Here is a 26,788-nt window from a genome sequence, read left to right on the forward strand (position 1 = left end):
ATTGAAAAAAGGCTGGATGATATTTATTTTAAGTTTAGTTATTAGTTTTACAACTGGATGTAATAAACAAACAAATATGGCAGAAGAACAGTTGTATGAATCTATTTGTAGACCAAATATCCAAGGTGTAAAGGAAGCTTTGTCGAATGATAAGAAGATTGCTAACAAGAATATCAAACGTCATCGCAAGTTGAAGCCGCTGGATCTTTCTTTGAGAGAAATAGAAAATGAGCGCATCCAATTACAAATCTGCTCCATGCTAATCAAGGCAGGAGCAGATGTAAATGAAATTGGAGAAGATAAGCTTTCTCATTTATGCTGGGCTATTGAAAACAATAGATATGAGATAGCAGAAGAACTGATAAAAGCGGAGGCTGATGTAAATCAAAAAAGTGATGAAGGAAATTCTCCTTTAAGGGCTGCGGTAAGTAATTTGTATCCTTATAACTGTGAAAATAGACGAAAAATAATTGCACAGCTTTCAAATCGTGGTGTGAAACTGGATCGAGAGTTATTTACATATTTTTATCAACATAATGATTATGGAATGAATTATTATTTCGCACCAGAAATCTTAAAATTAATGCAGAAGAACAAAGTAAATCCTAATATACCAAAAGAAGTTCAATATGCAGTACAAGGAGATGACAAAAAGGTACAAAAGTATTTGAAAGAAAACAGATCCAAAAAACATTTAAACAAGAATAGTTTTTTATCATTTGCTGTGGCCTACTGTAATGTGGATACACTGAGTGTTATGAAAGAAGTCGGTTATGATTTCTCATGGAAAGATGAAGATGGTGTGAATTGTTTACAAATAGCAGCCCTATGTAATGATGCAAATGTTGTAAAATTTCTGTTGCAGGAAGGTTTGGATGGTAACAGCAGGACTGATTACTATAAAGCAGATGCTGTCTCCTTTGCAGTTCTTGGAGGGAAATTAGAAAATGCCAGATTATTAAAGAAGGATGGGAATGTGAAGTTTGAAAAAAATAAGAATGATGGAGAGGTAGTTTCATGGCAGTTTATTACGGCATTTGGAAACCAAGAATCCTTTGCAGCGATGAATGAATTGGGGTATGTACCAACTGATATTGAAGTGTATCATGCCTATGAACAAGTGAATGATGAAACTTTCAGGTATCTATTAGACCATCACTATTCAATTAAAGTTAAGGAAGATGGAGATAACTTATTGGACAGTGTATGCTTAGATGATTCAACTTACAAAGCTCAGGAACTATGTAAAAGAGGCTTAAAGGCCTCAGAGGAGAATTTAAAAACATTAATTTGGATTGGAGGCAGCCACTTAGCGAAGGAGATTATGGAAAATGGGATGACGCAAGGAAAGATCAGGAAAAATGTATTGCTTCAGGAATCAATCAACATTGGTGATTTTTCTATGGTAAGATATCTCGTTAAGAACGGTGCAGAAATAAATAAGTATGTGAAAGATGAGACAGAGAATTTTTCATGGACATCAATGAATATGGCATGTGGAAGAGAGAGCATAAAGATCATTGAGTATTTGATAAAGAATGGAGGAGATATTAATAAAAAGGATTCCGATGGGAAAGATTGTAGGCAAATTGCAGAAGAGGCGGGATACACATGGAATATCAATTATTTAAAAAGTAAAAACTGATTTTCATGAGATAATGTACTAAACTTTAAAAATGTGTTTTTATAAGCCATAGCATGGCTAGTTTAGGTGTGTTATGGCTTCTATTATAATAAATGTAATGCTTATGTTGTAATCATATTGAATAATTATTATCATCCATTAGGTACTTGCTACAATAGAACTATAGAGAGTAAAAAGGTCATTTAAGGATATATCAGATATTAATTTAGTTTTATTAAAGAATATTGACCGTGATTTATATTTAGAAGTTTTAAATATTTTAGAAATAGTAAGTGACTCATTTGCTGTTATTCAGCCATTGAGAAACTGTTGGGAGGATGTTGAATATAATGATTTTGATATCGTTAAACAGCTTATGCATTTTCATATAAAAAGCGATCGTGTTTCAAAATATGAAGGAAGAAAGAAACATATCATTCATACTCAAAGAAGGAAAAAGCTCCCTGATAATAGACATTTATTTTATTGCTGTAATGAGAGTATTGCAATATTAAAATCATATCATTCTTTTACACAGATCAGAGAAAAAGAAGGAGAAGTAGATTTCAGCTTTTTTAAAGATGGTTGTGTTATTTTTACTACAATTATTCATGAAAATATGTACTTAGGCGATCAGAAACTGTTCAATAATCTTTTGTATAAGAAAGATTCTAAATAAGTATGACGGTAGGACAAGGATATCGTTATTTTATAACGTTACTTAAGGTTTAAAAGGAGTAAACAAATATGGTTCAAAGTAATTGCAATACACAAATAGTAAGATTTGATAAAGAACTTCTATTCGATATTTTTCTTCAAGCTATAACATTGATTTTATTTTTAATTTGCATTGGTGCTCTTTTGTTTATTATTTATTCTATAATTAAAAAGTTGTTTAAGAAATATAAAAAGAAACAATAAATTGCCTAATATCCATCAAAGGGACCACTCTTGTTAATTCAATTTGCAATTACATATGCAGAAAGGATAGAGTATGAAGAGGTTGATTAAAATTCTAGTAAGTATATGTATTGTAGTTGGACTATTTAATTTATGTCTGTTATTTTTTCAGAAAGTAGGAATAAGGATTAATAATTCATCAGAGTTTAGCAATATGGCAGAGGTCTCCCCACAAACAAATTGTGTTTTAGTCAGAAAAACAAATTCTATTAAGAATTTTCCATTTATTTTTGGAGAACGGCTGTACCTATATGATATTGATAAGAATAGAGAGTATTTAATAGGGAATTGTCTGTTTCCTTTTTATTCCTATGGAGATATGTTGGTAGTCCAGAACAATAAAGTATACTATAATTATTTTAGAGAAGGACCTGGGATTGAATTATACTCAAAAAAATTAAAGGGTGTTGGCACAGGCAGAAAAATATTACAAGAAGTAGGATTATATACAGTCTCTTCAAAAGAGATCTATTATTTAAACATTGAAGAAACAACATTCAAAGAAGAAAAGAATTATCTTTATAAAAAGAATCTGGAAAATGGAGAAATAAAAACAGTATTAAAAGAAAATTTGTCCGATATATTGCGGTTTGATCATGGGTATCTCTATAGTTGGAATAGGTACTCCAAGGAGGTCTTAGAAATAAATGAACAGACCAAATCAATCGTCAGATGCCCACAAAATGAGCCGCCACTGTGGATCGGTTATGTAGATTCGAAACAATTCTTAATTATAGATGAATCAAATATTGTTTTGTACAATAAAAGAACAAAGAAAAAAAGGTATCTGGTTAAAAATATTAAAAGAGAAGATGAGTTACTAAATGAAAAAGCAAAAATTGAGAATGGTTATTTATACTATAGCAATTTAAAATCAGATTTTTACCGTTTAAATATTAAGTCAGGCAAGAAAGAAAAAATAATCTCACTTTTAAGTTTTCATGATATAAAAAAGTACATTAAAAATAATGAACATTATACGGATATTAACTTTTATAAGGATTATGTTGTAATTGATTTAAGTTATTCTTCCAGTAAGATATTAAATACTATGAAGAGGAGATTGCTTGTTTTTAATTATCGAGGAAAGTTAATAAGAAACAAGAAGATGGCTGCATTATTGTAATTATAGGTTAGGAAATAAGTTTTGGTATTGGTAAAGAATGTGTTTGGAGGTTTTTAATAGATAAAGGCCAAGATGGGTACTGGTTTCTTGAGGAAGGAATGAGTTTAAATGATAAAAAACTCAATATTGAACATTCTGGGATGTATTAGTTTCTTTTCTATTCTATGGATCGTTGTATTTTTTGGATTGGGTGAATTTAATCACTTTGTTTTACGTGATGTTAAGGAGGCTAAAATTGTCGTAGAACAGAATCCTAAATATAGTAATATATATTGCTTAGAATGCTTTCAAGAAAATCTATACTGTATGTCAGAATCCAAAAGCAAGATCTTAGTATATGATTTTCAAGGTAATTATGTTAAGACATTACAGTTGCCTTATTCATCAACTGGATATGATTATATATCAATTAATAAAAATAAATTATATATTGATTGTGCAAATGGGGATACATATGAATATGACGGAACAGAACTGACAAAATGTAAGAAAAAAATTTACCTCAGTTAGAAAAAACAGAAGTCATATGTAGGAAAATTCGATATTATATCATTCGGAATAAACTCATGAAAGAAGAGAATAAAAGAGAAACAGTTATACAATCTGAGAACCTGCTACTTTGGTCTGTAAGTAATGCAAATATTACGTCAGTTGTAACAATAATTCTACTTGTGTCTTTATTTTTTATAAAGAAATTATTCTGAAAGATATATGAGAGCAATTTATTTTATGATAGAAAAAATCTGAATAGATAATAGGAGATTAGAATGATATATATTATTTTTTTAGGGATTTGTCTTTTTATAGTTAATAATATTTTCCATAGATTAAGAGGAGGCAGTATTGTAGATAAGAAAATTTTAAGTTATAAAAATAACATAGTATTTTTTATGATGATCAGTTTAATATTTGTGGGGTGTCAGAGGGAACAAAAGCATTTATCAGATCGATTTGATTTAAAACATGACAAAATAGCAGAGTCTTATTATCCTGCCTTTTCCTCTACCATCGTTCAAAATGACCAGTTTGTTTTTTATGAATCGGAAAAACAGGAAATCACTCGAATCAACAAAAAGGACAATAAAAGAACAACCATCATACGGCTGGAAAATAAATCAGAAGAAGAAAACGAAGGCGGATTGGAATTAACAAAAGACAGTCTATATTACGTTCATGATAGAAGTGTTTTTAAAAGCGATTTGAATGGAAAAAATATTAAAAGACTTCTTTCCGCTAAGGAACAGAAAGAAATTGAATCTATTGATGGAATTAAAATACATAACGATAAAATATACCTGTTAGCCGAAGATGATGGGTCTGAGAATGTTTTTCGATTTTACCCTAAGAGCAGAAAGCTTGAAAAAGTTGTAGAAGATGTGAGAAATCTCTGTTTTTATAAAAACAATCTGTATTATACAGAACATGGGGAAGTAGGAATTCATAAGGTTGATTTGGAGAGTCTGAAAGATAGAATTGTACGAGGGCAGGCATGGAAAAATGAATTACAAAATGAGGAGGATGTCGTCCGATATAAAGGGATTATGGTAAATCAAGAGAAGGTATATTATATTTGTCATGGCAAAGATCATAAGATGAGGCTATATCAATATAGAGGTCTTAAAAAAGATACAATAAAACATGGTTTTTCTGATAACGCTTATGATTTTGTTTATAATTCATCAGTAATTATTGGATTTAATACCCATTGGGATAGTCCGGACGAAAGATATATCCAAATTTATAACTTGGATTCTGAGAAAGAAAAAAAGATGAAAATGCCCAATGAGAGCTGGTATCCTTTGCTTGTGGTAGATGATTTGATCTTTTGTTCTTACCCTGATGATGATAATGAATTTTTACGTATGCTAAAAATTAGTTAGATAGTTGGGGATAAAGTTTAAAATGGAAAGAAATATTAGCGGAAGAAGGAAAAAAAGAAATATACAATAGTGGAAAGAAATTAAATATAGGATATTACAGAATCGGGATAAAAACTGCAATAATAATCCATATACATTTTGGATTTGGTGAGGAACTTTACCGTTGACTTCCCTCTGATAATAGCTACATTAAACGGTTACTTAAGATAAAGAAAATTTGCATCCATGGAAAATAAGAAGTTAGAAGAAGGGAATAATAATGAGGACTCTTAGAGTGTTTGCAGTTCTCACAGCGTTCATAATCGTTATACTGTTATGGTTGTTCACGCCCGGTATTGGGGGTAAGAAAAAGGTTACTATACAGAAACAGTTTATCAAAAGTGTTACTTCAGGAGATTTACCTGAAAACTATTCTATCTATTTGGATATCAAAACAAAATACTTCGTACATATTGTTTCTGATAAAGGAAGTATCATAGCAGATTATGCTGAATATTTGGAAAGGGAAAGAGGATATTTAGAAAATGGTGTGTTAAGAAGGTATAAAAATGAAAAGCTGATTTCAAAAGAGAAGTGCACATTCAAACAGTATCAAAAGAGACTTGGTTTTGATTTGGAGGATATCCATAAATCATGGAAACAAAAAATAAGGAATGAGCAATTTGATGAGGTCAGATGCAGAAAAGTAGTAACGATGACAGGACATGACTATACATGGATGTTTAAAAAGGAAACAGAAAAAGACGATTTTACACTTTTTGTTGACACCGACAAATCGGGAAAAAGATTTAATAATCTGGGTATATTATATGATTCAGAAGAGAGAAAAGGGAAAGCAGGGTACATGATGTGCTTTACAGATGAATCTCCGGTAGGTCCAGCTGTCATAACAGATGAAAATTTTAGCGAGGATACACAGTGCTATACCTATAAAGAATTATATGAAAAGTGGCATTTATAACAAGATGATAAGGAAAAAATAATGTTTTATTAAAAACGATACGAGAGGAAACAGATATAATTAATGAAAGAAAAATATTATGAGGTATAAAAAAATTTGGAAAACGCTGCTGATCATTGTCATTATAATTCTGATTTGTATCGCAGGTATGAGTGTTTCTATATACATTATGCTGCAAAGAGATTACGATGACTTTCTGGATAATGATCAGGCAAGTAATGTTATGGTCAGTTATGGGGGCAAGGAGCACACACTGGTATACGACATTATGATTTGTGATTATGACAGAGTGAAAGAACATCTGGAGAAGGGAGAAGATCTGAATCGGGTTGTGGATTCAGTTGAGATGTCACCGCTGGAACTGGCTGCAACACTTCCAAAAATAGAAGATGTATATAAAATGTCAGAACTACTGATGAAGTACGGGGCAGATGTGAATTTCCGGGACAGTCACGGGGCCAATATATTGTTCTATATTCTTTACGATAAATATGATTGTATAGAAGTTTCAAAAGAAAAACTTTGAGAGTACTATTTAAAAAAGGGTGCAGATAAAGATATAACTATAAAAAACATCGATAAAAATGACCCAGACATAAAGGGCAGCACAACTTTGTTGAAATATTGTAAGATAAAGGGATTCAGCCGTGAATTAGAGGTCTTAAAGGGGAATGGTTATGAATAGTCAATCTTTAAAGTTTGTAAGCTTTAAGATAATGATAATCTTATTTTTAGGAATTTGTCTTGGATTCTTGACTGCTGTTCGAACAGAATTGTTGATTATTATGAAAGTAGTTTTAGGCGACGGGATTTTTACTTAACTCAGGAGAACAAAGATATTCCGATATAAGCTATGGAATTGTTAACCTTATCATTACCGCGTTAATGCTATTTGTCATAGGTTTGGTTTTGTCCTGGTATCAGGGATTAGGTTTTATTTCGGTGATCATCTCAAGTCTGCCTGCTATGTATTGTGCATTTATATTGTCATCGTATGGAAAAGATCTATTATGTGGAGCTGGAATCAATTTTTTAGTTTTAGTAGCAGTCTTTTTTCTAATGGGAAAAGAGAACAGAAAACAAAGGGGACTTATTGTACTTTGTAGCTTCGGTGTGGGATGTCTTGTGAATGGCGGTTTTGTGTAATTATAAAAAAGTTCGTGGAAGACTTTTCTGGAATTCGCTAAGCGGTATGAGGATTAGATATAGCTGATGAGAAAAAGAAAATGGATTTTTATTGTTGTACTACTTTTGTTCCTGGGATGGACAGTCTATCATTTTACCTGGGATACTCAGGCTGTTTCAAAGGGAGTGGTATTTAAGATCATTGATTCGCCAAATGGCAGCTATATTGCAAACGCATATCACGGTATTGACAATGCAACGGTAGATTTTTCTGTAATTGTTGAAATCGCAGACAAGAAGACAAAAGTAAAGAAAAATATATATTTTGAGTATCATTGTGAGGATGCAGAAATCAAATGGCTTTCCGACTCTGAAATACAAATTAATGGAATAACATTAAACATACATAACGATGTATATGATTTCAGACATGAATAATAGTCTGTAGAAATTAAGAAAGGCAAATATATGAGGAGTAAATCCAAGATCATTATTATTGGCATTGTCTTTATTTTAGCTATGATATTGTTCATACAACTGGATGTTCCCTATGTAAAAGTAAAGATGAATTATGGACCTGGATTTACTCAGGCAATGAAAAATGAGTCGAGCCATAATGGGATCAAGTATGAAGATACAGGCGAGTATTGGGACTATAAAGAGGAAATTCTACTGAAGAAAGAAAAAGCAGATTATGGAGAATATACTGTTTCTGTTCCTTTCAAGGCTGCACAGAATAGAAAGGAAAACAAGCTTACAATAGGATATCATAAACTGAATAACTGGTATAAAACGACGATTAACATACATCTCGATATAGAACACCAAGACGGACAAGATTATCTCATAGTAAAAACCCATCTGACAGAAGGTGGAAGATTCCAAAAAGACGAGGCGGAGAATCATAAAAGATTTTTACTGCAGAAAAAAGGTCAAAGTTACAATCTAAATTTAGAACAATAAAAGAATGCTATGAAAGCAACAAAATAGGAACTCCACAGATCTCTTAGTACGAACTGTGGAGTTTACTTTTATTATATAATGAATGGAATGTGGGGCTAGTTATTCACCACTATTTCCGTCGCACTTTTGAAATGTGCTTCTCCAATAGTGGTAAAAATGTCAAGAGTTTTTCTCCATTATCTCCAGTCGGCTCTGGAAAGGCCTCCTTCCGACAATGAAGATATCGTAGGATGGCACCTTCTGTTTAACTGTCATCCTTATCCAGCAGACACTACGTCCATGTTCTACATGATTGGAGTGAGGCATTCTAAGAGCCGAACGGAAATCATGTGGAACATGTCATACCTACAGGGCACACTGCATTTTAGACCCCTCGGATGGGCGTGCTCCGCACAATAAGGTATATTTTTCTAAGTTAAAACCGCTCTTTCGTATGACTGCAGGATGGCTTTTCTGGGCACTCAGGTTTTACCGGACAGCAGCAAGGCGGCTTTGGAGGGCAAGGCGGCTTTGGAGGGCAAGGTGGTTTCGGAGGGCAAGGTGGTTTCGGAGGGCAAGGTGGTTTCGGAGGGCATGGAGGTTCTGGAGGGCAAGGTGGTTCCGGCGGATAAGGAGGTCTCGGAGGGTAAGGTGGTTCTGGCGGATAAGGAGGTCTCGGAGGGTAAGGTGGTTCTGGTGGATAGGGCGGCCTTGGCGGATAAGGCATTTCAGGAAAATAAGGCGGCTGCCAACAGAATGGAGGCCAGCAGTATCCGCAGTTAAGAGGTGGGCATGATACCCCGCCGTTGTTTGAGTTACTATTGCTATTGCTATTGTTATTATTATTGTTGTTGTTATTATTATTATTGCTATTATTTATGTTGATTCCTCTCTGATCATAACTTTTTTCATGTGTTTCCCCCGGTGAACCTGTACAGAGACAGATGGAAGCATTGACAGTGACTTGATAATTTTCTATTGTTGAACCGACCGGCTGGTAATTGAGTGCCGTGCTGACAGGACGCATCAAGAGAACTCCGGAAATGGTTCCAGTAAAGGATGCAGTGACAGTAAAACATGTATAGGCACGGCATGACCGAATGGCAATATAGAATTCCTGGCCGATTGACGGAGCTTCGATACTATTTCCGCAAAAATCCATAAAAGAGCTGGAAAAGCCATCCTGGCAGACGCAGAACGGTTCTACAGTTATGCTGGGTTTTCCAACAAAGTTAGACCGGAGCTTGAAAGGTCCCACCAACAGGCGGCCGCATATGGTACGGAGATCATCGGGACAGCCCTCAAAAATAAGATAAGGTATGTTAGAAGCAGAGGGTGCAGAGCCGGTGTTGCAACAGTCAATCTTCGTGTTCCTGCATTGACAGGAAGGGTTTACAACAGAAGGCGTAGCAGGTGTTGCTGTGGAATCCGCAAATTCCCCTGCCAGCGAGAGCAGCTGCAAGACAGCCTGGCGCATCCGTGCAGATTTTGGATGTTCCGTGTCATCGGTACAGTCCAGGAATCTTACCTCACTTGGCGCAATCTGGCCGAGAAGTACCCAAATGGCGATCTGGACTGCCGCATATGCATCGTTGTCATCGAGAACCGGAGAAGCTGCAGCATCTGTACCTGTGAGCTGGAACGTCTGACCGGCAGTGACAGCAGGAAATGTATTTGCCAGAATCCAGGCAAGCATCTGCTTTTGCCGGGCAGTTGCTGCGGGAAAGATCGTTTCAAAAGGCGCGCTTTCGTATGGGACGTCATTATAAGGGCCGTCGGCAAATTTATCAAGGCAGTAGGCATATCGAGTCGTTCCGCCCTGGGTCAGGCGAAACTGGAATATTTGATTATGGTCAGGCCTATCCAGCCGGTATCTGGATTCAGAGGTTGATGGGAGCGAACAATAACTTCGCACTTCCGGATCACCGGTGGCAGTGCCGGTCAGATCTGTATCTGTATAGATAACAAAAGGACGGGACATCGCCTGGACAGCCTTTATTGAATTCGTTGAATTCATTTATAATTCTCCTTAAAGCTTGTTGTAATAATAGATTATGAACAGAAAGAAAGGAACGTTCGGGAAAATCCGACAAGGAACCACCAAAACAAAGTTATGTGATGTGGTCACAGAGACACCGCTGTTTATAAGATATGATAACAACAGATTTATAAAAATAATGAGGTGGAATAAATGAGAAAAAAAACAGTGATCATCGGCGGTGTGGCAGGCGGAGCGACAACAGCGGCCCGTCTCAGGAGAAAAGATGAAACCATGGAAATTGTCCTGCTGGAGCGGGGGCAATACATTTCTTATGCAAACTGCGGCTTGCCGTACTATGTAGGGGACGTAATAAAGAACAGGGACTCTCTGCTTTTGCAGACTCCGGAGGCTATGAAGAATAAGTTTCGTATTGATGTCAGAGTACAGAGTGAGGCGATACGGATCAATACGGAGCAGCAGAAAGTAGCAGTGAGGAATCTGGTCGATGATACAGTGTATGAAGAATCCTATGATTATCTTGTCATTGCAACAGGCTCCTCACCTGTAGTGCCTCCGATCCCGGGCATTGACGGTCCAGATATTTATACGCTATGGACGGTGCCGGACACTGACCGGATTAAGAAGGTCCTGGAGACAAAAAAGCCGAAGACAGCAGCAGTCATAGGCGGAGGATTCATTGGCCTTGAAATGGCAGAAAACTTAAAAAATGCAGGATTAGACGTTAAGATCATTGAGATGCAGGATCAAGTGATGGCTCCTCTCGATTTTGAAATGGCTCAGCTTCTACATGAAAATATAGAACAAAACGGCGTACAGCTCCTGTTGGGAGACGGGGTTGCTTCTTTTGGACAAGAGGATCAAAATACAATCATTACTTTAAACAGCGGGAGAAAAGTGCAGGCTGATCTGGTGCTGCTTTCGATAGGAGTACGCCCTAACAGTGAGCTTGCAAAACAGGCAGGGATCAGGCTCAATGCCAGGGGAGGCATTCTGGTGGATGGGGAACTTAAGACCTCCGCTAAAAATGTATTTGCAGTAGGGGATGTGATCCAGGTTGAAAATTTTGTCTTGAAGGAGCCGTCCATGATCCCTCTGGCAGGAACGGCCAATAAGCAGGGGCGGATCTGTGCTGATAACATTGCCGGGGCAAAGAAAACTTACAAAGGGACCCTCGGCACTTCTGTGGCACAGGTATTTGATCTGAGCGCGGCAGCAGCAGGTGTAAATGAAAAAACTCTTAAACGTATGGGAAAGACAAGAGGGAAGGATTATGAGGCTGTGCTGATCAACCAGAAGTCTCATGCAGGATATTATCCCGGTGCAGTTCCGGTAACATTGAAGCTTTTATTTGACATGGAAGGAAAGATTCTCGGAGCCCAGGCTGTGGGACAGGAAGGAGTGGACAAACGGATCGATGTGCTGGCAACAGCTATGAGAATGGGCGGTACGGTCTATGATCTGGAGGAGCTGGAACTTGCCTATGCACCGCCGTATTCTTCTGCAAAAGATCCGGTAAATATGCTTGGGTTCACAGCAGAAAATGTTTTGGAACATACAGTATCTTTTACCGGTTATCAGGAGCTGGATGAAACTATGAGCCAGGACGGATGGGAACAGAACATGACAGTTCTGGATGTGACGGAAGATATGGAGAGGATGGTATTTCATATCCCAGGATCTCATCATATCCCTCTGGGGCAGCTGAGAGGGCGGCTTGAGGAGCTGCCGAAGGACCGGCTCACCGTTACCTATTGTGCCATTGGTGTGCGGTCCTACAACGCGGCGAGGATTCTTATGCAGAACGGATTTACCAACGTAAAAGTTCTGGAGGGCGGAACAAGCTTTTATCAGTCTATGCATTACCAGAAGCCAGAGGAGCCGGTTTTGGCAGAGATTACACAGGAAGAAAAGAGCAAAACAGCAGGGGAAAAGGAACTTCGTCTGGTGGACTGCTGCGGACTGCAGTGTCCTGGTCCGATCATGAAAGTCCATGAGACTTTGAAGGAAATGGATGATGGGGAGACAGTAAAGGTGTCAGCCACAGACATGGGATTTCCGAGAGATATTGAATCCTGGTGCCAGAGAACCGGGAACACACTTGTAAAAAAAGAGCGGGAAGGAAAGCAGAACATTGTCTATATCCAGAAGGGAACCCAGGGGCGTGATATATGTGCGGCATCAGCGGATCAGAACCCGGCCAATGGCAAAACTATGGTAGTGTTCAGCGGAGATATGGATAAGGCTCTCGCCTCCTTTATTATCGCCAACGGGGCTGCTGCCATGGGCAGGCCTGTGACCATGTTCTTTACCTTCTGGGGGCTGAATGTTTTGAGGAAGCCCGAGAACCAGAAGGTTAAGAAATCCTTGATTGAAAAAATGTTCGGCGCGATGATGCCGAGGGGAAACCAAAAATTAAAGCTGTCCAAGATGAATATGGGCGGCCTTGGAACTAAAATGATGAAAAAAGTCATGAGAGATAAACATGTGGATACTCTGGATACTTTGATGCAGCAGGCCATTAAAAACGGCGTGAAGCTGGTGGCATGTACCATGTCCATGGATGTGATGGGAATCCGGAAGGAGGAGATCATAGACAGTGTAGAATTTGCTGGAGTGGCATCCTATCTGGGAGACGCTGAAAATTCCGATGTAAACCTTTTTATATAAGAAAAATCATCTTTGGAGTTTATAGGATCTTAATAGAAAAACGTTTTCGGATGCAGATAGAAGACTTCCGGAAACGTTTTTTGTTATTATCAAAATAAGTCTTGCCTTTTATAACAGGTACCGTTATAATATATTTAACAGGTACCGTTAGTATAGAATGCAGTTCAAAAAAGGAGATTTATTATGGATATGAATGAGATCATCTACAGAAAACTTACAGAAGTACAATGGCTTATGCAGAAACGTCATTTTAAAAACCATCATGCAGCCGGACCAATGGCTGATCCGGAGCGGGGGCAGGGACGTTTGCTGTCACTTTTAAAGCTTAAGGACGGGATCAGCACAAAAGATATGTCGCACATACTTGGGATTCGGGTTTCTTCCCTAAACGAACTACTTGCCAAGCTTGAGCGAAACGGCTATATCAAACGGGAGCCTTCCGAACAGGATAAGAGGATCGTGCTGAACTGGCTCACAGACAAAGGACGGGAGGAGAATGAAGCTCCGGCGGATACTTATAAGATCTTTGACTGCCTGTCTGAGGAAGAAAGAGAAAAGCTCGCGGAGTATCTGGAACGGGTGGCAGCGGCCTTGGAAAATGAACTAGGAGAGAATTCAGAGGATTTTGAAGAGATGCGCCGCCAGAGGGAAGAGGCTTTCGAGAGGTTCTTTGAAGGAAAAGAAGAGTTTAGGGGACCAGCAGGAAAAGGACCGGATTTCCGTGGCTTCGGACGGTTCGATGGATTCCGCGGACCGGGGCACCATCCTCATCCGCACCCACATCCACATCCTTTCAAAGAAAAAGAGTAAAGAGGTGATCGTTGGTGCATAAAAACAGGATTGTTCCAGGATTCAGGCAGTACGGTGTTTCCTCCGGACGGATTGAAAGTTTTTCTGATGCGTTTATCGCCATCATCATCACTTTGATGGTTTTGGAGATTCCTCTGCCAAAAAGCATGGATGTATCACAAATGCTTGGCTTCGGAAAATCTATCTTAATCTACTTTGCAAGTTTTGTAATTGTGGGAATGCAGTGGAACAGACATCACCGTCTGTTCGGCGGGATCAAAGAGGTATCTGTGAATTTTATATGGAAAAATATGATTTACTTATTTTTATTGTCACTGATCCCTGTCTTTATGAAATGGCTGCTGGAATTTCCCACGAGCCTGATTCCAGCCATGGCGTACTCTGTGATCTATATCTTGAACGATGTGGGGATCCGATGGCTTTTCCGGTCGCTTGGAATAGAGAATCAAATGGCCGGAAATGAGATCCGACAGCAGAGGCAGATCGGCAGACGGCCTCCAGTCCGGCCTGTTGCTCTTTTTCTGTTCTTTCTGGCAGGACCTTCGCTGATCCTGGGTCTCTCCGTATTTTTCCCGGAGATCTCCATTGTCTGTTTCATAGTATTCCCTGTGCTTATGTCACTGGGGAATCTGGCCGCCGGGGATCCGGGGAATATGAGGATTCAAAATCATTAAAAGTAAAAATATGCAGCAGGCAGGCTCCAGGCCCCCCTGCTGCATTTTGTTTTCCAGTGACCGCTTACATCAGGCGATCAGCTGTTTTAGTCCTTTTTTGTCTAGAATAGATACTCCGCCCCGGGACAGCTTTACAAGTCCCTCGGAAGAAAAATATTTTAACATACGGCTGACCACTTCCCTGGCACTGCCGGTGTATTTTGCTATCTGTTCGTGAGTCATCCGAATTGTGTCGGAGCCGGTCTTTCCGCTTTCATCAAGGAGAAAAATGGCCAGACGTTTGTCAAAGCTCATAAACAGGATCTGCTGCATGGTCCACATAACGTCTGAAAAGCGCTCGGTGGCCTGCTTATAAGTAAATGCTTCCGCATAGATATTCTGGTCTACAACCTCTGAATATGCGCCTGCGCTGATCTGGACGATCTCACTTTCTGTTACAGCCTCCATCTGCACCTCAAAGGTGATCGCAGAGAGGACACAGGAAGCGGAAAGAACACAGACATCTCCCTGATCCAGACGGTACAGTGTGATCTCTTTTCCCTCCTCTGAGAGCATGAAGGTCCGCACACTTCCGCTTTTAATGATAAGTACGCCAGTGCATTCGCAGTTCTGGCACCGGATCATCCCTCCTTTTCCATAGTGCACCAGCTGGGACCACTGAGAGAGGTTTTTTTTCTCAGCTTCTTTTAAGTGTTCCCAGAAGGGAAGAGACGATTTTAAAATAGGAACTACTTGGTCTGCATACTCCATTCGTTACCTCCTAAAACTTAATGTAAGATCATTTTAGCTGTCCCGGAGGAAAATAACAAGGGTTCTTTACAGGGAATTGTGCGCCTTTGATCCATTTCAGCAAATTGTGACATAAGCCCCTTGTATAATTAATAGCTGAAGGAGGGTCCAGGATGCCGATTATAAAGAAAAAAGAACCAGTGGAAGAAATCTTCTTCAATGAACTGGAGGATATTACATCATATAATATGAAACAGATGGAACATTGTCTTACCACCATAGGGAAAAGGATGTGTGCGGAACAGAGAGAGGATCTGGAAAAGAAAGACGGGAGAACGATCATAGAGAGTACGATCCTGAAAGAATGTATGCTATGCCAGGGAAAGGAAAAGTGCCAGCTTACCCTGGAGGACCGGGACAAGCTGGGCGCTCTGCTGGAGAAGCAGGGAGGTTTGAGCGTTCAGAATATCCGCTCCGTGTGCAGATGTCAGAGAGAAAAGGAGTGGGTGGATGAAATCAACACCATCTATGAGAGGGAGCTTTTCTTGTACGCCTGCGAACAGAGGTTTATCGAGATGCGCAGAATGATCGGAGAGCAGTACATAGAGGCCGGTAGAATGTTCAGAAGCTTTGCCGCGCAGAAATACCAGCTTTCCGGAGTGCAGCCGATACAGGAAAGGATTGAAAAGGGGCTGAAAGCCCATCATTTGAAAGTGAAAAAAGTGTATATTTATGAGGATGATATGAGAGGGAAACAGATCTACCTGTTTTTAAAGGCGCAGAAAGGCAGAGAGAGGACAACCAAGGAGGTGGCCAGGTGGCTCTCTGTTATCCTGCAGGAAAAACTGCAGCCTCTGCCCAACGGTAAACAGGCCATCGGGGAAACATATGAAATGATGGGTGTCCAGGCGGCCACCAAATTTCACGTTTTGACCGGAGTTATTTCCAGGGCTGAGAAAGAAGATATGAAAAATGGGGATAATTTTTCTATGGGAACGGTTGGGAATCACAGATTTGTCTCTATGATCTCCGACGGTATGGGCACCGGAAATGCGGCAAACAAAGACAGCAAGGCAGTCATTGAGACCCTGGAGGAGCTGCTTGAGGTGGGGCTGGACGAAAAAAGAGCCATCCAGCTGCTGCAGTCGATTTTTGTATTCTGGCCGGAAAAGGAGAGGTACTCAACCTTGGACTATATTCAGATCGATCTGTACGCAGGGATCGGAAGTTTTTTAAAGTTAGGTGCATGCCCGTGTTTTCTGAAACGCAAGGGGCAGGTAGAGATGGTCCAGCTGGACAGCCTGCCGGTAGGGGTATTGAAGGAGAAAAAACTTCCGATACACAGAAAGAAGCTTGAGGCGGAAGATTTTATCCTTCAGGTCAGTGACGGCATCATTGATTCCCTGGGAGGAAACGGTGTGGAACTGCTGATGGAATATATGACCCAAATCAATACCACAAGGCCTCAGGGATTTGTGGATGAACTGATGGAAAAGATTGAGAGCACAGAAGGTTATGAAAAAAAGGACGATATGACCATGATCGGCCTCGGAATTTGGGATAAGTATTGAATCCGTGGATTGGGAATGATAAAGTAGTATTATGAATAAAGTACACAGTTTCATTCAACAACATCATATGATTCAAAAGGGGGACTTCATTGCTGTGGGAGTCTCCGGGGGAGCAGATTCCGTATGTCTGCTCCTGCTTTTATGCGGACTCAGGCAGGAGTATAGCCTCACATTAAAAGTGGTCCATGTCAATCACGGTATCCGCAGTGAGGCGGGAAAAGACCAGCAGTTTGTGGAGAAACTCTGCCAAAGACTTCAGGTACCGTGGATAACTTTTGCAGAAGACGTGCAGGGGATATCCCGGCGGAAGTCCATCTCCTTGGAGGAAGCAGGAAGACTGGTCCGCTACCGGTGTTTCAGATCGGTATTGGAGCAGCACGGAGGCGGAAAGATCGCAGTGGCCCACCATCAGAATGATCAGGCGGAAACGGTCCTTTACCGGATGGCCAGAGGAACAGGCATCCAGGGTCTGAAGGGAATGGAGCCTGTCCGGGGGGATGTGATCCGGCCTCTTTTGTGTCTGTCCAAGGCAGAAATCCTGGACTATTTAAAAGAAAAGAACCAAAGCTGGATGGAAGACGCCAGCAACGAAGATAATACGTATGCAAGAAATAAGATCCGTAATCAGGTGATCCCGGTGCTTACCCAGGTCAATTCAAAGGCGGTGGAGCATATTTTTTCACTGTCGCAGGAACTAGAAGAGTGGAGCAGGTATTTAGATGAGCTGCTGTCAGAGGCCTGGACCAGCTGTGTAAAACAGGATGAAAAGGGCTGCCGCATTGATCTGGAAAAATTTCTTAAGCAGGCAGAGCCGGTGCGCAGGCTTCTGGCAAAGCAGGCCATAGAGAAGACTGCGCAGAAAAAGAAGGATATTGAAAAGGTCCACATTCAGAGTTTATGTGATCTGGCTTTTAAGGAGACAGGAAAATCGGTCGATCTTCCGTATGGGCTCAGGGGTATAAAAACATATGGAGGACTGATCGTGGAGACCGCCCAGGATGAGCAGGAGGACACACCGCAGGGACATTTAATCCTTACAGAGACAGACCGGGATCAAAAAACGGGACAAAAAGATTTTACCAAAATCATTGATTATGATAAAATAGACAATGACATCCAATTGCGGTACCGACGGCCCGGAGATTTTCTCATTTTTTCAAAGGACGGAAAGAGCAAGTCCTTAAACCGGTATTTTATTGATGAGAAGATTCCGAGAGAGGAGAGGGATCATATCCCCCTTGTGGCGGACGGAAGCCGGATCGTCTGGATCATCGGATACCGGCTGAGCGAAATGTATAAGGTCTCAGAAGAAACGAAAAGATATTTAAAATTGGAATACAATTAGGAGGAAAACGGAAAGATGGAACAAGTAGGGATTAGAGAGTTGATCTCGGAGAAGGCTGTGGACAAGAGGATTGAGGAAATGGGAGCTCAGATCAGCAGAGACTTTGCAGGGAAGGAAGTTCATTTGATTGCCATCTTAAAGGGCGGTGTATTTTTTGCCTGTGAGCTTGCCAAAAGGATCACGGTCCCAGTGACGATTGATTTTATGTCTGTGTCCAGCTATGGAGATTCCAGAGAATCTTCAGGAATCGTAAAAATCGCAAAGGACCTGGATGAGCCCATTGAAAATAAAGAAGTATTGATCGTGGAAGATATCATCGATTCCGGTAAGACCCTGAATCATTTAAAGCCCATGCTTCTGAGCCGAAAGCCCAAGAGTATTCAGATCTGTACCCTGCTGAACAAACCGGAGCGCAGGGAAGTAGATGTGGAAGTGGCGTACACAGGATTTGATGTACCGGATGAATTCGTTGTCGGATACGGGCTGGATTTTGCACAGAAGTACAGGAATCTTCCATACATTGGTGTCGCAGAAGAGTAGCAGAGAGGAGACAGTAAGTTGAACCCAAGAAAAGGAAACAGCAATTTTTTGTTCCTTGCAGTGATATTATGTCTGGGGATTATTTATTTTTCCAGGATGATGAACAGCACGGAAGACAATTATAATTACGCACAGTTTCGTCAGGACGCAAAAGCGGGCCAGGTTGTCGGAATCACAATGAAACAAAACAAAGAGGTTCCCACCGGCACTATGACGGTAGAATTAAAAAATGAAGTTTACAAGAACTGCAATATCACAAATGTAGATACAGCGGTAAAGGAGATTGAGACAAAGTATCCGGATCTCTATAAAAAGATGGTTGTAAAACCTATTGACCACAGCGGCGAGTGGATCACGACTCTGCTGCCGAACCTTCTGATGGTCGGCATCCTTGTCTTTTTCCTGGTCATGATGATGAAGCAGAATGGCGGCGGCGGAAAGATGATGGACTTTGGGAAGAGCCGTGCCAAAATGGCAAACCCGGATGGTCCGAAGGTCACATTTGATGACGTAGCAGGGCTGACCGAGGAAAAAGAAGAACTAGAAGAGGTCGTGGATTTTCTGAAGAACCCGAAGAAGTTTATCGGAATCGGGGCAAGGATCCCGAAGGGTGTTCTTTTAGTGGGGCCTCCGGGAACAGGTAAAACTCTGATTGCAAAAGCTGTGGCAGGGGAAGCCAATGTTCCATTTTTTAGTATCTCAGGATCCGATTTCGTGGAAATGTTTGTCGGCGTTGGTGCTGCCCGTGTAAGAGATTTGTTTGCGGAAGCGAAGAAAAACGCGCCATGTATTATTTTTATCGATGAGATTGACGCAGTGGCAAGGCGGAGAGGATCCGGACTTGGCGGCGGACACGATGAGAGGGAGCAGACATTAAACCAGATGCTGGTTGAGATGGACGGCTTTGGAGTAAACGAGGGTATTATCGTTATTGCGGCAACCAACCGTGTGGATATCCTTGATCCGGCGATCCTCCGCCCGGGACGTTTTGACCGGAAAGTGGGAGTGGGACGCCCGGACGTGAAAGGAAGGGAAGAGATCTTAAAGATCCATGCCAAGAAGAAACCGTTAGGCGACGATGTGGATTTACAACAGATCGCGAGGACGACTGCAGGGTTTGTGGGTGCTGACCTGGAGAACCTGATGAATGAGGCAGCGATACAGGCAGCCAAAAACAACAGGGGCTATATCGTAAAAGAAGATATTGATAAATCCTTTATCAAAGTGGGAATCGGTACGGAGAAGAAGAGCCGTGTAGTTCCGGAGAGTGAGCGCAGGATTACTGCATATCACGAGGCAGGGCATGCTATTTTATTCCATGTACTTCCGGACATGGGCCCTGTATATACCGTTTCTATCATACCAACCGGGGTGGGAGCAGCAGGTTATACTATGCCGCTTCCGGAAAATGACAATGTGTTTAACACCAAGGGCAAGATGCTCCACAACATTATGGTGAGTCTTGGCGGAAGGATCGCGGAAGAACTGATCTTTGAGGATATCACCACAGGGGCTTCCCAGGATATCAAGCAGGTGACACAGCTCGCCAGATCCATGGTGACTGAATACGGAATGTCAGACCGCCTTGGACTGATCAACTATGACACCGGAGAAGGCGATGAGGTCTTCTTAGGAAAAGAGATCGGCCAGCCTCGTCCATATGGAGAACGTGTGGCAACGATTATTGACGAAGAAGTAAAAGACATTGTAGATGACTGCTACAAAAAGGCGAAAGCTATTATAGAAGAACACATGGAAGTTCTGCACAGCTGCGCCAAACTGCTGCTGGAAAGAGAACGGATCAACCAGAGCGAATTCGAAATATTATTTGAAGGAACCGAGGCATAAAAAAGTTCCGCACTGCAATTTGTAAAGGCAGTGCGGATCTTTTTTTAATTTATTAGGTATGAGTTATTTACCACTATTTCCGTCGCGCTTTTGAAATGCGCTCCTCCAATAGTGGTAAATAACTTTCGTGGAGCAGCCCCTTTTGACTCACATCAACCTACATTTTATATGCCTTCTGATTAGTACAATTCAAAAGAACAACAGCCATCTCCAGCAGACATTACGTCCATTTTCACCAGTTCGGAGGCCTTGCATTCGAAGGGACGTTAGTTTTTTTTCTTGAAGTAAAGACTCGTAGGCGGTGCGCATTGCGCAGTGAGGCTGTCTGAGCATCAGCGAGTTCCGAACGGGCCGCCGGAGAACTGGTGAAAATGTCATATATTATTGGATATCTTTACTTTTCTCCGTGCTTCTTTCCGTTTTTCCATAGCATCTACACAGATAGTGCAGGCTGCGTCTCCTGTGATATTTACTGTGGTCCTTGCCATGTCAAGGATACGGTCCACACCGGCTACGAGAGCGATTCCTTCCAGCGGAAGACCGACGCTTTGCAGTACCATGGCAAGCATGATCACACCGGAACCTGGAACTCCTGCGGTTCCGATGGAGGCCAGGGTGGTGGTCAGGATGATCATCAGCTGCTGGCTTAAGGTCAGATGTACGCCAAAGATCTGGGCGATAAAGATGGCGCTGACTCCCTGGTAAATTGCTGTGCCGTCCATGTTGATGGTGGCTCCCAGAGGAAGTACAAAACTTGCGATCTCCTTGCGGGCGCCCAGCTTTTCTGTGCACTCATAGTTAAACGGAAGAGTTCCTACACTGCTGGCGCTGGAGAAGGCAAACAGCATAGCCGGGCTCTGTTCTTTAAAGAATTTCAAAGGGCTGATGCCGCTGAAACCCTTGACTGCGCTGGAATAGACGACAACCATATGGACGATGCTGGTCAGGTATGCCACTCCGATCAGTTTCAGAAGAGGAAGAAGCACCGATGGTCCATTTGCGGCAACCACAGGTGTGATCAAAGCAAATACACCGATGGGGGAAAGATGGATGATAATACTCATGATGTTGATACAGACTTCGGAGAGACTTTCCACCAAGTCCGCCGCAGGTTTTCCCTTGTCTCCTGCTATTATGATACCGAAACCAAAAAATAAGGCAATGACGATGACCTGAAGCATGGTTGCGCTTACTAAGGGCTCCACTGCGTTTGATGGAAAGATATTCACCAGAGTATCGATCAGGGAAGGGGCCTTGGTTGCTCCCTCATACGCTTGAAGGGAAGAACTGTCCATCACATAACCTCCGCCGACATTCAGTACATTTGCGAATAGCAGGCCGAACGTAACAGCGAACGCTGTTGTCACGATGTAAAAACAGATGGTCTTTCCTCCGATGGAGCCTACTTTTTTAATATCCTGCAGGGACACGACTCCCTGAATGATGGAAAACAGGACAACCGGAACAACGATCATTTTGATCAGGTTTAAGAATATGGTTCCGAAGGGCTGAATGTAGTTGTCAGCTATTTTAGGGTGGCCCTGAAGCAGCAGCCCCGCAACGATTCCTAAAAATAGGGCGCTGAGAATCATCACAGTTAATGATAATTTCTTTTTTTGTTTTTTTTCATTCATACTTTCTTTTTCTCCTAGATTTGTAGTGTAACCACAAAATATTTTAAAGGAAAAGGTCGAGAAAAACAATGGGATTAACCGGAATTATTAAAAAAATACTTGCAATTTCATATTTCATACAGTATAATTTTAAATTGTCAGGTGACATGGTGGGATTCCCGAGTGGCCAAAGGGGGCAGACTGTAAATCTGTTGGCAACGCCTTCGAAGGTTCGAATCCTTCTCCCACCATCAGCCGTTGTGGCGGAACTGGCAGACGCACAGGACTTAAAATCCTGCGGGACTTATACTCCCGTACCGGTTCGATTCCGGTCAACGGCATTATCGGAAAATGGCCTCAATCTTAGGATTGGGGCCATTTTTATATTTGAATTATAAATCATCGTATAAATACAACAAACTCTATTGTAAAAAAAAGTAAATAATGATATAATTATTGTAGTAATATTATGCGCCACTGGTTTCCATATCCTTTTCTGTAATACGCCGATTCAGTTTTTTCATCTCTGGTATGACAAAGAGAGCAACGATTACAGCGGATGACATATCAGCGATAGGACCCGCAAAGAGGATCCCGTTTAGTCCGAAAAAAAGCGGAAGGATCAAGATCAGCGGAACCAAAAGCAGAAGCTGGCGGAGCATGGAGAGAACCGATGCTTTCAACGGCTGTCCCGTAGCCTGGAAGTAGTTGGTGGATACAATCTGGAAACCGGCACAGAAAATACCAAACAGATAGATCCTGAGGCATTTTTCAGCAAAGCTTACAAACGCAGAGTTGCCGCCTCCGAAAAGCTGGACGATCAATCCAGGGAACAACTGACAGACCAGCCATCCGATGAGTACAGAAACAGTTGCCGCTGCTACCGCATTTTTAAACAGATGCTTGATCCGGTGGTATTTCTCCGCACCGAAGTTAAATCCGAAGATTGTCTGTGAACCAATGCCGATGCCGATACAAACGGATGCAAGGATCATTGCAAGCTTCATGACAATTCCCATGGCACTCAGTGCCACATCTCCCCCTACTTTGCTTATATTCCCGTAGTATACAAGTGAATTATTCATCGTGATCTGCATGACACAGGCCACCAGCTGGGTTATGCCGGAGGATGTGCCCAGCGCAATGACATTTTTACAGATCGAAGCATCCAGCTTCAGCTCCTTCAGGTGCAGACGCATCTGGCTTTTTTTGCAGAAGTATAGAAACAGGATCAGAGCGGAAATGATCTGTGATGTAATCGTTGCGACTGCGGCGCCTTTGACACCCCAGTGAAATTTAAAGATGTAAATTGGATCAAGGATCGTATTCAGCACAGCTCCGATCAGAATGCCGTACATGGACAGCCTGGGGCTGCCGTCCGTCCTTGCCATATTGGAAAGACATGGTCCGATCACACTGAAAGGTACACCGATTAGAATAATGGAAGCGTAATCTTTTGCGTAAGGCATGATGCTGTCTGTGGCTCCGAACAATCGGAGGATCGGTTCCATAAAAATAAAGCCGATCACGGCCAGTACGATTCCCATGATGATGGACAGCATAAAGTTATTGTTCAGCGTCTTTTCCGCTTCCTGTTCCTTTTTCTGGCCAAGTTTGATAGCGGCGTAAGCGCTTCCGCCGGAGCCGAGTAGTGTGGCAAATGCCATGATGATCGTAATGATAGGAAATGTGACTGTGGTAGCGGCGTTTCCCAGATATCCGACGCCCTGACCGATGAAAATCTGATCTACGATATTGTAAACGGAATTCACAAGGACTGAGATCGTGGATGGAACTGCGAATTGAAGCAGCAATTTTCCTACCGGTTCATAGCCCAGTGGGTTTTCTTTTCTTTGTGTCTGTATTTGAGTTTCCAAATTACTTTACCCTCCTTTTTTCTATATAAGAATATGCATTGTCTGATATTTTTGTAAGCAGCGCCTCTGCCTGATGGATCTCTTCCTGTGTCAGGCCCTTTACCAGGATTTCATTCCACTGTTCCCGCAGATCATAAATCATCTGAAGTGCAGGTTCTGCCTCCCGTGTGGTATACAGGTGATGAATTCTTTTATCACAGTCATCCGGCTCCCGTCTTAAATATCCCTGATCCTCCATTTTTTTAACAGCTTTTGTAACTGTCCCTTTATCAAAATGGCCTATCTGGGCCAGCTGCTGCATACTGATACCAGGATTTTCGTGGATGCAGACTAGAAAGAACTGCTGTCCAGGGCCGATCTCTGTCTTAGACAGGGAAAAGTCAAAAAAGCGCATTCCCTGGCGGTGAATAACAGAAATCATCCTGCTGATTTTTTTCATAGAAACCTCCTCTCAAACAGATAGTTGAACATCCAACTATTTTGGGACAAAAAAATTAGTATACCGGACACGGAAATATCCGAATACTAATTTAACTGTAACAAGTATAACACATATTAGTTGCATATTCAACTAGTTGAAAGAATAAATTATATATAAGTGCATCAAGAAAATACCATATATTGCCAGGAACGGGGCGGGAACACTGGTGATAAAATAACAATATAAGGAGAAAAGGGAATGAACAACAATTCAGGGAATGATCAAAAAAGGAATATATTAGATGAGTTGGGATTACCGGACGCAAAGCTTATACCGGAAGATCAAACATCCAAAGAACTGGACAAGCGTATGAAAAAAATCTTTGATGACGCCAGACGAAACAGCATATTAGAAGATAAACCGGAAAGATGAGACTCTCATATTTTATGCCCTTCGGGCTTGGCGTGCTACGCACGATAATGTATGAGTTATTTACCACTATTTCCGTCGCGCTTTTGAAATGCGCTCCTCCAATAGTGGTAAATAACTTTCGTGGAGCAGCCCCTTTTGACTCACATCAACCTACATTTTATATGCCTTCTGATTAGTACAATTCAAAAGAACAACAGCCATCTCCAGCAGACATTACGTCCATTTTCACCAGTTCGGAGGCCTTGCATTCGAAGGGACGTTAGTTTTTCTTCTTGAAGTAAAGACTCGTAGGCGGTGCGCATTGCGCAGTGAGGCTGTCTGAGCGCCAGCGAGTTCCGAACGGGCCGCCGGAGAGGCTTTGCTGAAAGTTAGAAAATCTTACGTCCCTGAGACAGCAAGCCGGAGAACTGGTGAAAATGTCATACCCACAGGGCACACCGTATTTCATACCCTTCGGGTGGACGTGCTTTGCGCAATAAGGTATAATTTTATCTGTAATTATTTTTTTGATGGAGGCGAAGGGCTATGGAAATTACAAGTTTGCTGCCGGGTGTAAAAATCCTGAAAGAGGACGGGCAGGTAAAAGAAGATGTTTTTATCTCACAAGGAGACAAGATTCAGGTGACGGCATCAGGCAAAACTATAACAGGAATATTTATGCTCGTTGAGTTTGCCCGTTACAGTGAAGAAGATGATATTCTTCATATGGTTAAGGATGAGGAAGGATTCGCGGTACAGTTTGATGAGATCAGCGATATTGTTAAGCTTTAGTTTTAATGGAAAGTGGAATAAAAAAGGCTGCTCAGTTCAAAACTGAGCAGCCTTTTCCATGTTTGAAATATTATGCAAGACAAACGTTGACAGCCTGTAACCCGCGGTTACCCTGAGTTGTCTCAAATGTCACTTTCTGACCGTCTTCTAAAGTTTTAAAACCTTCTGAAGCGATTCCTGAAAAATGTACGAATACATCTTCTCCAGTGCTTTCGTTTGTGATAAATCCAAATCCTTTAGTGCTGTTAAACCATTTTACTGTACCGTTATTCATGTGGTACCTCCTAATATTTTTTATTGTATTTGAAGCTAAAATAAAAAAATCACATATTTTTTGTAAATCATCAAGAAGTAGTAATGATTTACAAAAAATATGTGAAAATCAAAATCTTATCAAAATACTTTTTTATAATATCATGGATTGATATAATTGTCAATCAATTCTGAAAAATACTTTAAGTCCAACAATATCTTCTTCTCATAATCCGGAGAAAACTATAGCTCTGACAACATCTTAATAAGTTCCATTTTATCTTCCGTGGACATTTCTTTTCCGTTTCTGGCAATGAGAGTTTTTAAATCATCGTGTGACGGAGATGTCTTGTCAGATGTGATCCCCTCAGCCATATTATTCAGTTCTTCAACTGTGATCCCTAAATGCCTGCATATGCTAATCACATTGTCAACGCTGGCTTTTCCGGCACCATTTCTTATGATCCCATATAAAGTAGTGTACGGCATATTACATTTGCTGGCGAAAGACCGCAGGTTATAGCCCTGTTCCTTAATGAGTCTGTTTAAGATTTTTGCCTTTTCCATGATTCCACCTCTTTCAATCTCCTTCATTATATATGAGAAAAAATAAAATGT

23 protein-coding genes, 2 tRNA genes and 1 pseudogene are annotated in these 26,788 nt (G+C 41.1%); 19 read left to right on the forward strand and 7 right to left on the reverse strand.

Annotated features, from left to right (window positions below; all coding sequences use genetic code 11):
• The first annotated feature begins 1 nt into the window (after position 1).
• The 8 genes from AR1Y2_RS01960 to AR1Y2_RS17950 all read left to right on the forward strand — a co-directional run bounded on the left by AR1Y2_RS01960 (position 2) and on the right by AR1Y2_RS17950 (position 9,401).
• Complete coding sequence (locus tag AR1Y2_RS01960; protein WP_137327455.1) at positions 2 to 1,645, forward strand: ankyrin repeat domain-containing protein; 1,644 nt, start codon at positions 2 to 4, stop codon at positions 1,643 to 1,645.
• A gap of 973 nt (positions 1,646 to 2,618) precedes the next feature.
• Positions 2,619 to 3,710, forward strand: coding sequence for a hypothetical protein (locus AR1Y2_RS01965; RefSeq protein WP_137327456.1), 1,092 nt, complete (start codon positions 2,619 to 2,621; stop codon positions 3,708 to 3,710).
• Positions 3,711 to 4,477: 767 nt separating this feature from the next.
• On the forward strand, positions 4,478 to 5,590 hold the full coding sequence (locus tag AR1Y2_RS01970; RefSeq protein WP_137327457.1) for a hypothetical protein: 1,113 nt from the start codon (positions 4,478 to 4,480) through the stop codon (positions 5,588 to 5,590).
• Positions 5,591 to 5,849: 259 nt separating this feature from the next.
• Positions 5,850 to 6,551: a hypothetical protein gene (locus AR1Y2_RS01975; RefSeq protein WP_137327458.1), complete on the forward strand. Its 702-nt coding sequence runs from the start codon at positions 5,850 to 5,852 to the stop codon at positions 6,549 to 6,551.
• A gap of 79 nt (positions 6,552 to 6,630) precedes the next feature.
• Positions 6,631 to 7,077, forward strand: a complete 447-nt coding sequence (locus AR1Y2_RS01980; RefSeq protein ID WP_137327459.1) for a hypothetical protein — start codon at positions 6,631 to 6,633, stop codon at positions 7,075 to 7,077.
• Between the two features lie 686 nt (positions 7,078 to 7,763).
• Positions 7,764 to 8,114, forward strand: coding sequence for a DUF5412 family protein (locus AR1Y2_RS01985; RefSeq protein ID WP_137327460.1), 351 nt, complete (start codon positions 7,764 to 7,766; stop codon positions 8,112 to 8,114).
• A gap of 30 nt (positions 8,115 to 8,144) precedes the next feature.
• A complete protein-coding gene (locus AR1Y2_RS01990; RefSeq protein ID WP_137327461.1) occupies positions 8,145 to 8,639 on the forward strand; it encodes a hypothetical protein in 495 nt (164 codons plus the stop codon).
• A 510-nt stretch (positions 8,640 to 9,149) separates the two neighbouring features.
• Complete coding sequence (locus AR1Y2_RS17950; RefSeq protein WP_243118918.1) at positions 9,150 to 9,401, forward strand: hypothetical protein; 252 nt, start codon at positions 9,150 to 9,152, stop codon at positions 9,399 to 9,401.
• 724 nt (positions 9,402 to 10,125) lie between these two features.
• Here AR1Y2_RS17950 and AR1Y2_RS18290 read toward each other — a convergent pair.
• A pseudogene (locus AR1Y2_RS18290) lies at positions 10,126 to 10,635 on the reverse strand (thioester domain-containing protein); the annotation flags it as partial.
• 174 nt (positions 10,636 to 10,809) lie between these two features.
• Between AR1Y2_RS18290 and AR1Y2_RS02005 the strand changes: the two are divergent.
• The 3 genes from AR1Y2_RS02005 (at position 10,810) to AR1Y2_RS02015 (ending at position 14,771) form a co-directional block, all read left to right on the forward strand.
• Positions 10,810 to 13,287 (forward strand): DsrE/DsrF/DrsH-like family protein, encoded by a 2,478-nt coding sequence (locus tag AR1Y2_RS02005; RefSeq protein ID WP_137327463.1) that lies wholly within the window; start codon positions 10,810 to 10,812, stop codon positions 13,285 to 13,287.
• 183 nt (positions 13,288 to 13,470) lie between these two features.
• Entirely contained in the window at positions 13,471 to 14,097 is a 627-nt protein-coding gene (locus AR1Y2_RS02010; RefSeq protein WP_137327464.1) for a MarR family winged helix-turn-helix transcriptional regulator, read from the forward strand.
• A 14-nt stretch (positions 14,098 to 14,111) separates the two neighbouring features.
• A complete protein-coding gene (locus tag AR1Y2_RS02015) occupies positions 14,112 to 14,771 on the forward strand; it encodes a TMEM175 family protein (protein WP_175403565.1) in 660 nt (219 codons plus the stop codon).
• A 69-nt stretch (positions 14,772 to 14,840) separates the two neighbouring features.
• Here the strand turns inward: AR1Y2_RS02015 and AR1Y2_RS02020 are convergent, their stop codons facing one another.
• Positions 14,841 to 15,521, reverse strand: a complete 681-nt coding sequence (locus AR1Y2_RS02020) for a Crp/Fnr family transcriptional regulator (protein ID WP_137327466.1) — start codon at positions 15,519 to 15,521, stop codon at positions 14,841 to 14,843.
• 152 nt (positions 15,522 to 15,673) lie between these two features.
• Between AR1Y2_RS02020 and AR1Y2_RS02025 the strand changes: the two genes are divergently transcribed.
• From AR1Y2_RS02025 to ftsH, 4 genes are all read left to right on the forward strand, one after another.
• A complete protein-coding gene (locus tag AR1Y2_RS02025; protein ID WP_137327467.1) occupies positions 15,674 to 17,071 on the forward strand; it encodes a SpoIIE family protein phosphatase in 1,398 nt (465 codons plus the stop codon).
• A gap of 31 nt (positions 17,072 to 17,102) precedes the next feature.
• Positions 17,103 to 18,416, forward strand: a complete 1,314-nt coding sequence (gene tilS / locus AR1Y2_RS02030) for a tRNA lysidine(34) synthetase TilS (RefSeq protein ID WP_137327468.1) — start codon at positions 17,103 to 17,105, stop codon at positions 18,414 to 18,416.
• Positions 18,417 to 18,431: 15 nt separating this feature from the next.
• Positions 18,432 to 18,956, forward strand: a complete 525-nt coding sequence (gene hpt / locus AR1Y2_RS02035; RefSeq protein WP_137327469.1) for a hypoxanthine phosphoribosyltransferase — start codon at positions 18,432 to 18,434, stop codon at positions 18,954 to 18,956.
• A gap of 96 nt (positions 18,957 to 19,052) precedes the next feature.
• Positions 19,053 to 20,804, forward strand: coding sequence for an ATP-dependent zinc metalloprotease FtsH (gene ftsH / locus AR1Y2_RS02040; protein WP_137330165.1), 1,752 nt, complete (start codon positions 19,053 to 19,055; stop codon positions 20,802 to 20,804).
• A gap of 374 nt (positions 20,805 to 21,178) precedes the next feature.
• Here the strand turns inward: ftsH and AR1Y2_RS02045 are convergent, their stop codons facing one another.
• The gene (locus AR1Y2_RS02045; protein ID WP_137327470.1) at positions 21,179 to 22,438 is read right to left on the reverse strand and encodes a dicarboxylate/amino acid:cation symporter; all 1,260 of its coding nucleotides are present in this window, start codon (positions 22,436 to 22,438) and stop codon (positions 21,179 to 21,181) included.
• A 148-nt stretch (positions 22,439 to 22,586) separates the two neighbouring features.
• Here AR1Y2_RS02045 and AR1Y2_RS02050 point away from each other — a divergent pair.
• Positions 22,587 to 22,668: transfer RNA gene (locus AR1Y2_RS02050), tRNA-Tyr, on the forward strand.
• Between the two features lie 3 nt (positions 22,669 to 22,671).
• Positions 22,672 to 22,758: transfer RNA gene (locus tag AR1Y2_RS02055), tRNA-Leu, on the forward strand.
• 126 nt (positions 22,759 to 22,884) lie between these two features.
• Here the strand turns inward: AR1Y2_RS02055 and AR1Y2_RS02060 are convergent.
• Both AR1Y2_RS02060 and AR1Y2_RS02065 read right to left on the reverse strand, forming a co-directional pair.
• A complete protein-coding gene (locus tag AR1Y2_RS02060; RefSeq protein WP_243118823.1) occupies positions 22,885 to 24,294 on the reverse strand; it encodes an MATE family efflux transporter in 1,410 nt (469 codons plus the stop codon).
• 1 nt (position 24,295) lies between these two features.
• Positions 24,296 to 24,733, reverse strand: a complete 438-nt coding sequence (locus tag AR1Y2_RS02065; RefSeq protein WP_243118824.1) for a MarR family winged helix-turn-helix transcriptional regulator — start codon at positions 24,731 to 24,733, stop codon at positions 24,296 to 24,298.
• A 240-nt stretch (positions 24,734 to 24,973) separates the two neighbouring features.
• Here AR1Y2_RS02065 and AR1Y2_RS17670 point away from each other — a divergent pair, with 240 nt between their 5' ends.
• Both AR1Y2_RS17670 and AR1Y2_RS02070 read left to right on the forward strand, forming a co-directional pair.
• Entirely contained in the window at positions 24,974 to 25,147 is a 174-nt protein-coding gene (locus AR1Y2_RS17670) for a hypothetical protein (protein ID WP_175403567.1), read from the forward strand.
• A gap of 525 nt (positions 25,148 to 25,672) precedes the next feature.
• Positions 25,673 to 25,918, forward strand: coding sequence for a hypothetical protein (locus AR1Y2_RS02070; protein WP_137327471.1), 246 nt, complete (start codon positions 25,673 to 25,675; stop codon positions 25,916 to 25,918).
• A gap of 70 nt (positions 25,919 to 25,988) precedes the next feature.
• On the opposite strand, the gene AR1Y2_RS02075 is transcribed toward AR1Y2_RS02070, so the two are convergent.
• Positions 25,989 to 26,192 carry a cold-shock protein gene (locus AR1Y2_RS02075; protein ID WP_137327472.1) on the reverse strand — a complete coding sequence of 68 codons (204 nt, stop codon included), beginning with the start codon at positions 26,190 to 26,192 and terminating at the stop codon, positions 25,989 to 25,991.
• 221 nt (positions 26,193 to 26,413) lie between these two features.
• The gene (locus tag AR1Y2_RS02080; protein WP_137327473.1) at positions 26,414 to 26,737 is read right to left on the reverse strand and encodes a helix-turn-helix domain-containing protein; all 324 of its coding nucleotides are present in this window, start codon (positions 26,735 to 26,737) and stop codon (positions 26,414 to 26,416) included.
• Positions 26,738 to 26,788: the final 51 nt, after the last annotated feature.

The sequence above is a fragment of the Anaerostipes rhamnosivorans genome (assembly GCF_005280655.1).
Lineage (GTDB): Bacteria > Bacillota > Clostridia > Lachnospirales > Lachnospiraceae > Anaerostipes > Anaerostipes rhamnosivorans.

Excerpts from the sequence above, each read along its gene's own strand:
- AR1Y2_RS01965 (WP_137327456.1), top strand. The coding sequence starts at position 2,619 with ATGAAGAGGTTGATTAAAATTCTAGTAAGTATATGTATTGTAGTTGGA.
- AR1Y2_RS01970 (WP_137327457.1), top strand. The coding sequence starts at position 4,478 with ATGATATATATTATTTTTTTAGGGATTTGTCTTTTTATAGTTAATAAT.
- AR1Y2_RS01975 (WP_137327458.1), top strand. The coding sequence starts at position 5,850 with ATGAGGACTCTTAGAGTGTTTGCAGTTCTCACAGCGTTCATAATCGTT.
- AR1Y2_RS01980 (WP_137327459.1), top strand. The coding sequence starts at position 6,631 with ATGAGGTATAAAAAAATTTGGAAAACGCTGCTGATCATTGTCATTATA.
- AR1Y2_RS01985 (WP_137327460.1), top strand. The coding sequence starts at position 7,764 with ATGAGAAAAAGAAAATGGATTTTTATTGTTGTACTACTTTTGTTCCTG.
- AR1Y2_RS01990 (WP_137327461.1), top strand. The coding sequence starts at position 8,145 with ATGAGGAGTAAATCCAAGATCATTATTATTGGCATTGTCTTTATTTTA.
- AR1Y2_RS02005 (WP_137327463.1), top strand. The coding sequence starts at position 10,810 with ATGAGAAAAAAAACAGTGATCATCGGCGGTGTGGCAGGCGGAGCGACA.
- AR1Y2_RS02010 (WP_137327464.1), top strand. The coding sequence starts at position 13,471 with ATGGATATGAATGAGATCATCTACAGAAAACTTACAGAAGTACAATGG.
- AR1Y2_RS02020 (WP_137327466.1), bottom strand. The coding sequence starts at position 15,521 with ATGGAGTATGCAGACCAAGTAGTTCCTATTTTAAAATCGTCTCTTCCC.
- AR1Y2_RS02025 (WP_137327467.1), top strand. The coding sequence starts at position 15,674 with ATGCCGATTATAAAGAAAAAAGAACCAGTGGAAGAAATCTTCTTCAAT.
- tilS (WP_137327468.1), top strand. The coding sequence starts at position 17,103 with ATGAATAAAGTACACAGTTTCATTCAACAACATCATATGATTCAAAAG.
- hpt (WP_137327469.1), top strand. The coding sequence starts at position 18,432 with ATGGAACAAGTAGGGATTAGAGAGTTGATCTCGGAGAAGGCTGTGGAC.
- ftsH (WP_137330165.1), top strand. The coding sequence starts at position 19,053 with ATGATGAACAGCACGGAAGACAATTATAATTACGCACAGTTTCGTCAG.
- AR1Y2_RS02045 (WP_137327470.1), bottom strand. The coding sequence starts at position 22,438 with ATGAATGAAAAAAAACAAAAAAAGAAATTATCATTAACTGTGATGATT.
- AR1Y2_RS02065 (WP_243118824.1), bottom strand. The coding sequence starts at position 24,733 with ATGAAAAAAATCAGCAGGATGATTTCTGTTATTCACCGCCAGGGAATG.
- AR1Y2_RS17670 (WP_175403567.1), top strand. The coding sequence starts at position 24,974 with ATGAACAACAATTCAGGGAATGATCAAAAAAGGAATATATTAGATGAG.
- AR1Y2_RS02070 (WP_137327471.1), top strand. The coding sequence starts at position 25,673 with ATGGAAATTACAAGTTTGCTGCCGGGTGTAAAAATCCTGAAAGAGGAC.
- AR1Y2_RS02075 (WP_137327472.1), bottom strand. The coding sequence starts at position 26,192 with ATGAATAACGGTACAGTAAAATGGTTTAACAGCACTAAAGGATTTGGA.
- AR1Y2_RS02080 (WP_137327473.1), bottom strand. The coding sequence starts at position 26,737 with ATGGAAAAGGCAAAAATCTTAAACAGACTCATTAAGGAACAGGGCTAT.